Source organism: Mycobacterium marinum (genome assembly GCF_003391395.1).
GTDB lineage: Bacteria > Actinomycetota > Actinomycetes > Mycobacteriales > Mycobacteriaceae > Mycobacterium > Mycobacterium marinum.
On the sequence record NZ_CP024190.1, the window covers coordinates 2,903,427 to 2,916,087 of the forward strand.

The 12,661-nt window shown below is 64.2% G+C and carries 13 protein-coding genes and 1 tRNA gene; 9 read left to right on the plus strand and 5 right to left on the minus strand.

Going from position 1 to position 12,661, the window contains the following annotated elements; genetic code table 11:
* Positions 1-31: 31 nt before the first annotated feature.
* From CCUG20998_RS12175 to CCUG20998_RS27495, 3 genes are read right to left on the minus strand one after another with little or no spacing between them, the layout of a single operon-like run.
* The gene (locus CCUG20998_RS12175; protein WP_011739810.1) at positions 32-256 is read right to left on the minus strand and encodes an MbtH family protein; all 225 of its coding nucleotides are present in this window, start codon (positions 254-256) and stop codon (positions 32-34) included.
* A gap of 26 nt (positions 257-282) precedes the next feature.
* Positions 283-1,506 (minus strand): acyl-CoA dehydrogenase family protein, encoded by a 1,224-nt coding sequence (locus CCUG20998_RS12180; protein WP_020728803.1) that lies wholly within the window; start codon positions 1,504-1,506, stop codon positions 283-285.
* Between the two features lie 6 nt (positions 1,507-1,512).
* A complete protein-coding gene (locus CCUG20998_RS27495; protein WP_142399738.1) occupies positions 1,513-1,794 on the minus strand; it encodes a hypothetical protein in 282 nt (93 codons plus the stop codon).
* A gap of 967 nt (positions 1,795-2,761) precedes the next feature.
* Here CCUG20998_RS27495 and CCUG20998_RS12185 point away from each other — a divergent pair.
* The 9 genes from CCUG20998_RS12185 to CCUG20998_RS12230 all read left to right on the plus strand — a co-directional run bounded on the left by CCUG20998_RS12185 (position 2,762) and on the right by CCUG20998_RS12230 (position 11,327).
* A complete protein-coding gene (locus CCUG20998_RS12185; RefSeq protein WP_020728804.1) occupies positions 2,762-3,424 on the plus strand; it encodes an iron-containing redox enzyme family protein in 663 nt (220 codons plus the stop codon).
* 172 nt (positions 3,425-3,596) lie between these two features.
* Positions 3,597-4,460, plus strand: coding sequence for a ParA family protein (locus CCUG20998_RS12190; RefSeq protein WP_036455638.1), 864 nt, complete (start codon positions 3,597-3,599; stop codon positions 4,458-4,460).
* A complete protein-coding gene (locus CCUG20998_RS12195; protein ID WP_020728806.1) occupies positions 4,457-5,284 on the plus strand; it encodes a segregation/condensation protein A in 828 nt (275 codons plus the stop codon). The genes CCUG20998_RS12190 and CCUG20998_RS12195 overlap by 4 nt, the downstream gene beginning before the upstream one ends.
* Positions 5,284-5,991: an SMC-Scp complex subunit ScpB gene (scpB, locus tag CCUG20998_RS12200; protein ID WP_020728807.1), complete on the plus strand. Its 708-nt coding sequence runs from the start codon at positions 5,284-5,286 to the stop codon at positions 5,989-5,991. Before CCUG20998_RS12195 ends, scpB begins: the two co-directional genes overlap by 1 nt.
* Complete coding sequence (locus tag CCUG20998_RS12205) at positions 5,991-6,752, plus strand: pseudouridine synthase (protein WP_011741053.1); 762 nt, start codon at positions 5,991-5,993, stop codon at positions 6,750-6,752. The genes scpB and CCUG20998_RS12205 overlap by 1 nt, the downstream gene beginning before the upstream one ends.
* A 70-nt stretch (positions 6,753-6,822) precedes the next feature.
* Positions 6,823-7,551, plus strand: coding sequence for a (d)CMP kinase (cmk, locus tag CCUG20998_RS12210; protein ID WP_103654152.1), 729 nt, complete (start codon positions 6,823-6,825; stop codon positions 7,549-7,551).
* Positions 7,548-8,957 carry a ribosome biogenesis GTPase Der gene (der, locus tag CCUG20998_RS12215; protein WP_020728809.1) on the plus strand — a complete coding sequence of 470 codons (1,410 nt, stop codon included), beginning with the start codon at positions 7,548-7,550 and terminating at the stop codon, positions 8,955-8,957. The genes cmk and der overlap by 4 nt, the downstream gene beginning before the upstream one ends.
* Positions 8,958-9,073: 116 nt before the next feature.
* Positions 9,074-9,147: transfer RNA gene (locus tag CCUG20998_RS12220), tRNA-Pro, on the plus strand.
* A gap of 704 nt (positions 9,148-9,851) precedes the next feature.
* Entirely contained in the window at positions 9,852-11,327 is a 1,476-nt protein-coding gene (locus CCUG20998_RS12230) for an adenylate/guanylate cyclase domain-containing protein (protein WP_231389706.1), read from the plus strand.
* Positions 11,328-11,578: 251 nt separating this feature from the next.
* Here CCUG20998_RS12230 and CCUG20998_RS12235 read toward each other — a convergent pair whose 3' ends face one another.
* Both CCUG20998_RS12235 and CCUG20998_RS12240 read right to left on the minus strand, forming a co-directional pair.
* Complete coding sequence (locus CCUG20998_RS12235; RefSeq protein ID WP_036455639.1) at positions 11,579-12,022, minus strand: hypothetical protein; 444 nt, start codon at positions 12,020-12,022, stop codon at positions 11,579-11,581.
* Between the two features lie 16 nt (positions 12,023-12,038).
* A complete protein-coding gene (locus CCUG20998_RS12240; RefSeq protein ID WP_036455885.1) occupies positions 12,039-12,575 on the minus strand; it encodes a DUF6998 domain-containing protein in 537 nt (178 codons plus the stop codon).
* Between the last annotated feature and the right edge of the window lie 86 nt (positions 12,576-12,661).

Consider the following 12,661-nt stretch of genomic DNA (forward strand, 5'->3'; position numbering starts at 1 on the left):
CGAAGGCCTGTCCGGGTCGAAATGTCCGCCATTACGCCGGCTGGTCCCGGGCCAGTCTGTCCCGCAGGCTCTTTGGTCGGATGTCGGGCCAGTTCTGCTCGATGTAGTCCAGGCACTCGGCACGCGTGCCCTCGCCATGGACCACCCGCCAGCCTGCTGGCACATCAGCGAAGGTCGGCCACAAGCTGTGCTGCTCTTCGTGGTTGACCAAAACCAGGAAGGTCCCAGCCTCATCGTCGAACGGATTGATACTCACCGGCATTCCCTCTCATTGATTTGTCGCTAGGCCCCTACGCCGCGGACGCGTTCCCACTGCCGCAGGGATGCGACATTGCTTGATCCCTCGTCGGCGCGGTTGTCCTGCAACGGTTTCGACGATCGCTCATGATGGCTCTTGGCTAGTTCACGCGCAATCACGAGCCGCATCGCCTCCTCGGTACCGCCTGCCACGGAGCCGCACAGAAAGTCGAGCGCACATTGGTAAAGGCGTGCTTCTTCCTGAAGCCCGTAACTGCCGCACAACTTCATCGCGTCAATGCAGCCGTCCAAGCCCGCCTGCATCCCGTACAGCTTGAGCGCCGCGGACTCGAGATCGATGGTTTCGTCGCGCAGGTAGCGGTCAAGAGTCGAATGAGCCAACGCGATGGTCATCTGCCTGCTCACCGCCACATCGGAGATACGGCGCTGGATGTGCTGGTGGGTCGCTATCGGCTTGCCGCGAACCTGACGGTTGATCGAGAAGGCGAGCATCTGGTCGAGTACCTGGTCCAAGATGCCGATCGTGCCGAAACCGCTGAGCAGACGTTCGGGGCCGATGACCCCATGAAGAATTTCGTTACCACGGCCAGCGCCGAGCACATGAGTCTTGGGTATCGCGACGTTATCGAATGTGATCGAACCTACCGGCGAGGTGCGCATGCCGGCGGGGGCCAGCGGAGGCGAGCAGTTCACACCAGGCCACGACGATTCCACCAGCACCGCGGACATACCGCCCGCGGCCTCGTCGGCGCACCAGACGAGGATTACGTCGGCGATCGGTGCGTTGGTGATGTGCCATTTGGCGCCGTCGAGGTAGAGACCGCCAGGACCTCGGCGCAGGCGAGTCTCGGGATGAAAGGCGTCGCTACCGCCGTGGGGCTCCGTTGTCGCGAATGCCAGGATGATCTTCCCTGAAACCGCGGGCGCCAAGTATGCCTCCCGCACCTCCTGGCTGGCGTATTGATCGAGGATGGGAATCGTCAAGATCGCTTGGACGCCCGTGGAGATGTTGAACCCCAGGTGGCACGATCCGCTCGTCAGGCCATGTGTCGCCGCGGCGTAGGTCAATACCTGCCGCTTCATCTGTCCGCCGAGCGCGGCGCGGAACAAGCCGGCGTCAGCAACATCGCACCATAGATCGTGCGGGAATTGCCGCTGTGCCCAGCGTTCTGCCAGCGCGGCACGATGTCGCACCCCGATGGCGTGATACTGATCTCTGATTTGTTCGTACTCGGCCAGCCACTCCACTTGACTTCAACCTCCTTGGTTTTCGCCCGCACGCGGGGGCGCGTCATGGGTACTGCATTCACGCTTCTCATCGACTGAACGCTCGAACACACCGGCGTCGATGAGGGGGAACGCGTGAGCTGTGGTGCTGGTCAGGGTGCCGTGGTCGCTTGCCGTGGGCACCGTGACTTCGGAACTCATGGGTGCCGGTGCCGCATGATGCGCAGCGAGCTGCTCGCCGCCGCCGGCATGTCTTGAAGGCGGAAAGGGGAGCAGTGTCAAACCCGCTCGCGGCTCCGTCGAACTCAATACCGCAACGGTAGCCAGTGCCATTGGCCGCCCCAGTCCAGCAGGGTGATTGATCGTATCCCCGTGCGGCGTTACATACCGCTCTGGGCGACCCGGGCTCGCCCGAAGCCGCAAATGGTCGTCGCTAATTTTGTGGACCATCAGAAGCTACCTACTATCGCACCGATTGGCGGGTACCGCGTTCGTCGATGATCACCGTATCCGAGGCGCCGGGGCAATGGTGGAGTTTCATTGAAAAACCACATATGTGATTCGGATTTAGCTACGAGAACCGGTCGGCGCGCTGGAGCGGGGACTAATTCAGAACTCGATGAATTATTTGCATCGGGATAATTCGTGACTTGGTGAATTACAACGCCAATCGCGATGACTGGTGATTGCCTTCCGAATTATCCCGATCTTGATGCGCCCGGGGGGGATCATCGCCATCTGTCGCACCGTGGGGTCGACGCGGCGGCGTCTCATAAATCGTTGTAGTCCGGCTGGTTGCGGCGCACCTGGGTCGCCCCCTGGACGGTGTGTCTCACTGCGTAGGTGTCTCCTGGGTGCCGCGCTGTAACAGCAGGTAAGAGCGATTTATGCGCCGCGTTGGGCACGCTGGCGCGACGCTTCACGACCGCGATCGGGCGCCTCGGTCGCGGCGCTGATGCCGCGGGGCGGTTGGGCATGGCCGTCGATTTTCGGGGATGAGAACCGGCCGCTGATTGCCGCCGCCGTTGTGCAAGTCGATCCGCCGGCTCGTCAAGCCGTGTTGGCAATTGGCACATGCCCACTGGCGCTAAGCGCATTCCGGCCGGGCAAGAGGGGTGCACCTGGAATTCTTGAAGAGTTAACGCAAGACCTTGTCCAGTTATCGACGGACGTGGTTGAATCAGACGCCGTGACGCGGGTTGTCTTTGTGACCGCTATTGGCGAGTTCTAGACGATCTCCTTTGATGTTCGGCGAGCGCCCCGAGGGGAGTAAACAATGAGTAGGTTCGATCGGTTGGTTGCGAGCACCACAGAGGTTTATGACAAGCGGATCGATAATCATCCGGGACTGGCGCTGGTGCTGGAGGGGCGAATGAAACGGGAACATTACATTCGTTACCTTCGCGAAATATATCATGTCGTTTGCCATACAACCCGAATTTATTCACTTGCGGGCGCCCGGCTGGGAAACGAAGATCGGAAACTCCGGGATTGGTTCTTTGAGGAATCGCACGAAGAGAACAACCACGACCTGATGGCCGTCAACGATCTGCGGGCCTATGGCGAGGATCCCGAGCGCGTTCTGGCGGAGCCTCCGATGGCTGGGGCGTGGGGCATCATCTCGCAGGGCTACTACCTGGCCACATATGGCAACCCCTTGGGGATACTCGGTGTCGCCAGCGTCACCGAGGCGGTAGGTGCGACCCTCACCGGAACCGTGGCGCGGGCACTGGTCGAACAGTATGGCTTTGAACCGAAACAGACGACGTTTCTGCGGGCTCATTCGGGATTCGATGTCAAACACCTCGAAGATGTGAAGAAGGCGGTGAACAACCTGGTCCGAGATTCCGACTTCGACTCAATCGTTCAAGGCCGTCGTATGACCATTCATTTCTACTCGCAGATGTTCGACGACATCCTGGAGGCGTCGACGGTCTAGCCGCTGTGCCGGTGATCGCGGCCTGACAGGGCATCGATAACGCCCCCCACCGCCCGCGAGCGCGATCGGGCATTGATGGTTGCCTGCGGGTCTCCCGGCGCAGGCGGACGCAGCCGTTAGACTTTCCTGCGATGTCCACCCTGACCTGCTTCACAACGCATCGCGACCGGGCATGAACGACCAGCCAGACAGCGGTGTCTCGGTCGGCTTGACCGGTAGGCCACCGCGGGCTATCCCAGACCCCAAGCCGCTGAACTCACACGGGCCCGCCAAGGTCGTTGCGATGTGCAACCAGAAGGGCGGGGTGGGCAAGACCACGTCGACCATCAACCTGGGCGCTGCGCTGGCCGAGTACGACCGCCGAGTGCTGCTGGTGGACATGGATCCCCAGGGCGCGCTGTCGGCAGGCCTGGGAGTGGCTCACTACGAGCTGGAAAAGACCATCCACAACGTGCTGGTGGAGCCCCGGGTGTCGGTCGATGACGTGCTGATCCATACCCGGGTGAAGAACCTGGACCTGGTGCCCAGCAACATCGACCTGTCGGCCGCCGAGATTCAGCTGGTCAACGAGGTGGGCCGAGAACAGACGCTGGGGCGGGCGCTCTACCCGGTGCTGGATCGCTACGACTATGTGCTGATCGACTGCCAGCCGTCCCTGGGGCTGCTTACCGTCAATGGGCTGGCCTGCGCCGACGGTGTCGTCATCCCGACCGAATGCGAGTACTTCTCGCTGCGTGGTCTGGCGCTGCTGACCGACACCGTGGAGAAGGTGCGCGACCGGCTGAACCCCAGGCTGGACATCAGCGGCATCCTGCTCACCCGCTATGACCCGCGCACGGTCAACTCCCGGGAGGTCATGGCCCGCGTCGTCGAACGATTCGGTGACCTAGTGTTCGATACCGTGATCACCCGCACGGTTCGTTTCCCGGAGACCAGCGTCGCCGGCGAACCCATCACTACGTGGGCCCCGAAGTCCACGGGCGCCTTGGCCTATCGCGCGTTGGCCCGCGAATTCATCGACCGATTCGGCGTGTGAACGGCACCGAGAGCTCAGCGGCGGAACCTCAGAACCGCTACCCGGACGGTTTCCGAGTACGGCTGACCAACTTTGAGGGGCCGTTCGACCTGCTGCTGCAGCTGATCTTCGCGCACCGACTCGACGTCACCGAGGTGGCGTTGCACCAGGTCACCGACGACTTCATCGCCTACACCAAAGCCATCGGTGCCCAGCTGGACCTGGAGGAGACCACCGCGTTCTTGGTGGTGGCCGCGACCTTGCTGGACCTCAAGGCGGCGCGGCTACTGCCGGCCGGCCGGATGGACGATGAAGAGGACCTCGCCCTGCTCGAGGTTCGTGACCTGCTCTTTGCCCGGTTGCTGCAGTACCGCGCGTTCAAGCACGTCGCCGAGATGTTCGCCGAGCTGGAGGCCACGGCGCTGCGCAGCTACCCGCGCGGTGTGTCGCTCGAGGATCGCTACGCCACGCTGCTTCCCGAGGTGATGCTCGGCGTTGACGCCGAGCGCTTCGCCCAGATCGCCGCGGTCGCGCTGACTCCGCGGCCGGTGCCCACGGTGGCCATCGGGCACCTGCATGAACAGACGGTGTCGGTTCCCGAGCAGGCCAAGCACCTGCTGACCATGCTGGAGTCGCGCGGCACCGGCCAGTGGGCATCGTTTTCGGAGCTGGTGGCCGACTGCACGGCGCCAATGGAGATCGTCGGCCGCTTCCTGGCGCTGCTCGAACTGTATCGGAGCAGGGCGGTAGCATTCGACCAGTCAGAGCCCCTTGGCGTGCTCCAGGTTTCGTGGACCGGGGAACGGCCGACCAGCGAAGCCTTGGTAGAAGTGCGAGATCAATAATGACCGAACAAGTACCCGATCCCGAGCTGGGCTCGGAACTGTCCTCGGGCATTCCGGACATCGCCGAGCCCGCGGAGATGGACCCCGAAGAACTCGGCTCGGTGCTGGAGGCGCTGCTGCTGGTGATCGACACCCCAGTGACCGCCGAGACGCTGGCGACGGTGATCGACCAACCGGTCTACCGGGTGGTGGCCAAGCTGCGGCTGATGGCCGACGAACTCATCGAACGCGACAGCGGCATCGACCTGCGGCACAACAGCGAGGGCTGGCGGTTGTACACCCGCTCCCGATTCGCGCCCTATGTGGAGAAGCTGTTGCTCGATGGCGCCCGAACCAAGCTGACCAGGGCGGCTTTGGAGACGCTGGCGGTGGTGGCCTACCGTCAGCCGGTCACGCGGGCGCGGGTGAGCGCGGTGCGCGGGGTCAACGTGGACGCCGTGATGCGAACCCTGCTGGCGCGCGGCCTGATCACCGAGGTGGGCAACGATGAGGACAGCGGTGCGGTGACGTTTGCGACCACCGAGTTGTTCCTGGAGCGGTTGGGGTTGACGTCGCTGACCGAACTGCCCGATATCGCGCCGCTGCTGCCCGACATCGACAGCATCGAGGACCTGAGCGCCTCGCTGGACACCGACCCGCGATTCATGAAACTCGCCGGCGGCCAGCCCTCCGATCAGTCGGTGACTTTCGATGTGGACCGAGACTGATGACGGACACTGAGGATTTCGAACAGGAACGCGGCATCCGCCTGCAAAAGGTGTTGTCCCAGGCGGGGATTGCCTCGCGGCGGGCCGCGGAGAAGCTGATCATCGATGGGCGCGTCGAGGTGGATGGCCAGGTGGTCACCGAACTGGGGACCCGGGTCGACCCGGACACCTCGCTGATCCGGGTCGATGGAGTCCGGGTCATTCTCGATGATTCGCTGGTGTACCTGGCCCTCAACAAGCCGCGCGGCATGCACTCGACCATGTCCGACGACCGCGGCCGGCCGTGTATCGGTGACCTGATCGAGCGCAAGGTCCGGGGCAACAAGAACCTCTTTCACGTCGGGCGGTTGGACGCCGACACCGAGGGGCTGATCCTGCTGACCAACGACGGTGAGCTGGCGCACCGGCTGATGCATCCCTCCCACGAGGTGCCCAAGACGTATCTGGCCACCGTGGCCGGGACGGTACCGCGGGGTCTGGGTAAAAAACTCAGGGCGGGAATCGAATTGGAGGACGGACCGGTCCGCGTCGACGGGTTCGCCGTGGTGGATGCGATACCCGGCAAGACATTGGTGCGGGTGACGCTGCACGAGGGCCGGAATCGAATCGTGCGCCGGATGCTGGCCGCGGTGGGATTTCCGGTGCAGGCGCTGGTGCGCATCGATATCGGTGGGGTGTCGCTGGGCGAACAGCGCCCGGGCAGTGTCCGGGCGTTACGCCGCGACGAAATCGGCCAGCTGTACAAGGCGGTTGGGCTGTGAGCGGCATGAGCGTATTGAGTGAAACGAGCGGACGAGCGTAGTGAGTGTTGGAACGAGCGGAACGAGCGTAGTGAGTGCCGGAACGAGCGGAACGAGCGGAACGAATGAGCCCGCGCCGGTCGGGTTAGTCGTCGCGATCGACGGCCCGGCCGGCACCGGAAAATCCTCGGTGTCAAGGGGATTGGCTCGCGGTCTGGGATCACGGTTCCTGGACACCGGGGCGATGTACCGGATGGTCACCCTGGCGGTGCTGCGCGCCGGAATCGACCCGGCCGACGAGCAGGCGGTGGCCGACTGCGCGGCGAGCGCGCAGTTGTCGGTGGGATACGACCCCGACTCCAGCAAGTTTTTCCTTTCGGGAGAAGACGTTTCCGCCGAGATCCGCGGTGACGACGTGACACGGGCGGTCTCGGCGGTCTCGGCCGTGTCGTCGGTGCGCCAGCGGCTGGTCAATCTGCAGCGCGCGATGGCCGAGGGGACGGGCAGCATCGTCGTGGAGGGCCGCGACATCGGCACCGTGGTGTTCCCCGATGCGCGGGTGAAGATCTTCCTGACCGCGTCGGCCGAGACGCGGGCACGGCGGCGCAACGACCAAAACGTCGCGTCCGGGCTGGCCGACAACTACGAGGCGGTGCTGGCCGATGTGCGTCGGCGCGACCACCTCGACTCGACCCGGGCGGTGTCGCCGTTGCGCGCGGCGGCGGACGCGATCGTCGTCGACACCAGCGAGATGACCGAGGCCGAGGTGATCGCTCACCTGACCGAGTTGGTGACGCAGCGAAGCGGTGCGGCGCGGTGACGCAAGACGGCACCTGGTCCGACGAAAGCGATTGGGAGCTCGACGACGCCGATCTGGCCGACCTGGCCGAGGCCGCGCCTGCCCCGGTGTTAGCGATCGTGGGCCGGCCCAACGTCGGAAAGTCAACCCTGGTCAACAGGATCCTGGGCCGGCGCGAAGCCGTGGTGCAGGACATCCCGGGCGTGACGCGTGACCGCGTCTCCTACGACGCCTTGTGGAATGGACGCCGGTTCGTCGTCCAAGACACCGGGGGATGGGAGCCCGACGCCAAGGGGCTACAGCAGCTGGTGGCCGAACAGGCGTCGGTGGCGATGCGCACCGCCGACGCGGTGGTCCTGGTGGTCGATGCCACCGTCGGTGCCACCACCGCCGACGAGGCGGCAGCCCGCATCCTGCTGCGCTCGGGCAAACCGGTGTTCCTGGCGGCCAACAAGGTCGACAGCGACAAGGCCGAAGCCGACGCGGCGGCCTTGTGGTCGATGGGCCTCGGCGAGCCCCACGCCATCAGCGCCATGCACGGCCGCGGCGTGGCCGATCTGCTCGACACGGTGTTGAAAAAGCTGCCCGAGGTGGCCGAGTCGGTCTCCGCGGGCGGCGGGCCGCGGCGGGTGGCGCTGGTCGGCAAGCCCAACGTGGGTAAGAGCTCGCTGTTGAACAAGCTGGCCGGCGACGAGCGCTCGGTGGTGCACGACGTCGCGGGCACAACCGTCGACCCGGTGGACTCGCTGATCGAACTGGGCGGCAAGGTGTGGCGGTTCGTCGACACCGCGGGTTTGCGCCGCAAGGTCGGCCAGGCCAGCGGACACGAGTTCTATGCCTCGGTACGCACGCGCGGGGCCATCGACGCCGCCGAGGTGGTGGTGCTGCTGATCGATGCCTCCCAACCGCTCACCGAACAGGACCTGCGGGTGCTGTCGATGGTGATCGAAGCGGGCCGGGCGGTGGTGCTGGCCTACAACAAGTGGGATCTGGTCGACGAGGACCGGCGCGACCTGCTCGACCGCGAGATCGATCGCGAGCTGGTGCAGATCCGCTGGGCGCAACGGGTCAACATCTCCGCCAAGACCGGACGCGCCGTGCAGAAACTGGTGCCGGCGATGGAGACCGCACTGGCATCCTGGGACACCAGGATCCCGACCGGCCCGTTGAACAGCTGGATCAAAGAGGTGGTGGCGGCCACCCCGCCGCCGGTGCGCGGCGGCAAGCAGCCGCGGATCCTGTTCGCCACCCAGGCCACCGCCCGCCCGCCGACGTTCGTGCTGTTCACCAGCGGCTTCCTGGAAGCCGGCTACCGGCGGTTCTTGGAGCGGCGGCTGCGCGAGACGTTCGGGTTCGAGGGCAGCCCCATCCGGATCAATGTTCGGGTCCGCGAAAAGCGGGGGGCCAAGCGCCCCGGCAGGCGCTAGGCCCGCGGACCTGGGCTCGGGCCCAGGTGTCGCGCAGGTCACTCGGGCCTTGCGCGGAGGCGTGGTTGGACTGAGGTAGGCTTTCGACCTGCTGCCGATGCAGACATCGGCGGCAACGGGCTGTGGCGCAGTTTGGTAGCGCACTTGACTGGGGGTCAAGTGGTCGCAGGTTCAAATCCTGTCAGCCCGACGCAAGTCAGATGCATTTTTTGGCCGTCTGACCGTCCGTTTCCGGTCGTTTGACCCACATGTTTGACCCAAACCAGCTCTAGAAGGCACCCCTAAACCCGTTTGCTGTGCGGCGGACAATCGACCCATGACATGCGACGGATCTACCGGGGAGCCTCCCGAATCGGTGAAGGCTCGCGGCATCGTTGACCGGGCGACCGGGATTGAGAAAGCCCGCGCCACTCGTCAGTGGCTCTTTGACGCCGCGAAGGAGGTTCTTGGTTGCACGAACGACATGATTTACGACGGGCACCTTCTTGTGATGGGTCTGGCGAGTCCGCGGCCGGGTTGCACGACGGCGCGGTCCATGCCCTCGGCGCCGACAACCCGTTGGTCGCCTACACACTGTTGCGCTCGTACGCGGAGAACGCTGCCACGGTGCCTTACGGAAAGGACCACCCGGGCCAGCTTCATAGGATTCTCGGATTTGGTCGTTCACGGCCGGTCAAGGAGGGCACCATCACGAACTATGCGGAGCAAGGCGCCGACCGACTCGAATGCCTTGCCGAGCAACCAATTTACTTTTGTCGGCTCTATTAGCCCAAGGTGACCACTTCGTATAGCTGGAAGTATCCGCAGGTCGAGGCGCTCGGCGTTTAGTCTACCGGCATGGACCGCATCTGGTAGTGGGCGTGGGATCGGTACGGTGCGAGGTACTCGTGGGCGATCTTTACAATCAGTATCCTTACGCTGCTCCCGGTCTGGCTCGTGGCGTCGATGATCATTACCGCTTACGAGCACGCCAATCATTATTTCGAGACGGCTGCTTTCACCGTTGTCGCCGTGCCAGTGCTGGTGTACGCCATCGTTCTTCCTGGCCTAGGTCGACTCCGCTCCGTTGAGCGGTGGGCGGCGGCCCAGGAGGTCGATCGGGCGACAGCTCTGGCGGACACCTACAGGTACGTTCGGGAAACGTTCTTCCGGGCCATGGTCGTCACCGCCGTTTGGGCCACTATCCTTGCGGTCGTTGTCGGTGCGATCGCCGGAGCGACCTGGTGGCGGGTCGTCCAGTACGGCGTATGGGGTGCTGTCCTCGGAGCCACCACCCAGCTGGCCGCGAGCCACAGCTTCTCGGAAGTATCCCTACGGCCAGCGCGGGCCGCGTTAGCCGGTGATACGGGGATCGGTGATTCCCTGCCGCGCTCTCGCCCGACTTTTGCCGCCTGGTCCAACATGTTCATGCTGGGCGTCGCTTTCGTCTTCGCCCTGGCGGGCGCGATGCTGGCGGCTGTGTTCCATCGGGTCGGTGAGGTTCCCCTGCTCGCTGTCGTCATCGCCATTAGCTTGGCATTTGGCATGGGGCTGCCGATCACCGTCGGCGCCGGGTTTTCGCCTTCCCTCCAACCGATTCGCGACCTTGCCGAAGGCACCAAACGTGTTGCGGTCGGTGACTACAGCCAACGCTTGCCCGTGGTTCAAGATGATGACCTCGGTGTGCTGGCCGCCTCGTTCAACCGCATGCAGGCCGGTTTGGCTGAGCGGCGACGACTTCACGCCGCGTTCGGCACGTACGTTGATCCAGCTCTGGCGGCCCGACTGCTCGAGCAGGGTGACGATGTGTTCACCGGTGAACGCCGCGAAGTCACCGTGATGTTTATCGACATCCGCGACTTCACCCCATTCGCCGAAGCCAACACCGCCGAGGACACGGTCGCCCGCCTCAACGCGTTGTTCGAGGTCGTGGTGCCCGGCGTCGTCGACGTCGGTGGGCACGTGAACAAGTTCCTGGGCGACGGCGCACTGGCTGTTTTCGGGGCACCAAATGACCTTCAGGATCACGCCGACGCCGCACTACGCGCCGCCGTGAAGATCCACCGTCGTGTTGCTGAGCGATTCGGCCAGGAGCTTCGCATCGGCGTTGGGATCAACACCGGCGTGATCATCGCAGGAACCATCGGCGGCGGGGGCAAGCTGGAGTTCACCCTGATTGGTGATGCCGTCAACGTGGCCGCCCGCGTCGAGCAACTCACCAAGACCACCGGCGACACGATCCTGCTCACCCAACAGTGCGTTGATGCTTTGGCGTCGCAACCCCCTGGACTCATCGACCGGGGATTCCATGTGCTGAAAGGGAAATCAGCCGCTGTCCAGGTCTTCGGCCTCGACCAGAAGACCGAGGCGCGAGTCGAACTGGCCCGCTGAGGGAAGCACTCTGGCTGCGGCTTTCGAGACGCTCACGACAAAAGAAGTGCGACAGTCGGCCGCCCGGTTAGGTGCGGCCGTTGCTGGCGACGGGCCAACACCATGAACGACGGGCCAACACCGTCAATGGGTCAGGTTGTCGTCCTCCGGTGGGATCATGAAGCTGTTTCGTAGTTGCCCAATGGAGTTGCGAGACCTGCTCAGACCATCGAACGAGTTCCAACACCTGGTCGCCATGCTGACTGCGCTTTCTACCGACGGGGGCCGCCATCGATGAGTCGGTCGAGTTGATGGAGTGCTGCGGGGGTTGCACAGGTGGTGAAGGCGGTCAGGAAGGTGTCGACGAGGTCGGGGCCGGTGATGGTGGGGCGGGCGATGGCAGCGATCGCTAGGCGGGAATGGTCGTCGATGATATTGAGGATTTCTGCGCCGCTGTGATCGGCGAAATGCCAGTGTGTGACGTCGGGTTGCCAGCGTCGGAGCGGGTCTTGTTTTTCGGGGGATGGATCAGTCGGGGACCGAGTTGCCGAACAACGCCCGCCGAACAGCGACGCGCCTGCCGCTCTGACTCCGTCGGCCCCGGCGTCGGGCGTAGGCCTGACGGTCGCCGCCGCATTCCGGGCCAGTAGACCGTCGCGCGCCGCACCGTCGAGGTCGGCCCGCAACCGCGCAGGATCTATCGCTTGGGCCGACATCACAGGACCTCAGGGATTATTCGGGATCCAGAACGAGGGGGCCTCCTTGGCGGCGACGCGCGACACGGTCTCCGTCAGCGACGGATTCGTTGAGGGCGCGCAGCCGATTCAAGCTGATGTGTGCTTGCCCGTTGGACCCAACGGGTCCCGCAGCGGCGGCAGCGATTTTGAACGGACCGTTGTAGACGACCTCAGGGTGTTCGTCGGACTTGCGCGACAAGCGGAGCACAATCAGGGCCGAGGCGTGGTCGTGGGAGGTAGGCCTGATGGCGATGCCGCTGGTGCCGTAGGTGCCCTTGATCTCGACTGCGCGGTGGTCCTCGCTGATCGCGTCATGTCCCGGTGTCGACGGCGGCATGAGCGTGATATCGAAGAGCTCCTCGGTCGCAGCTTCTGCCAACGACCCAACGAGGTGTCCGTCAAGGGGAAATTTCCGACCCGGATGCAATAGCTCGAGTTCCTCGACGATCGCGTGCAGGCGGTCGACCAGTGCCGCTGTCCGCTGCATCCGTTCTTCGCGATCCCGCCACTTGCCGCTGGTGGGTGCTGGCATGAGCAGTGTCCTAACTCCAAGGTGAAGTTCGGTCAACACTGCAAACCCTACCGATTTGCCGGTCATCTGAACTGCCCAAGCCTCAG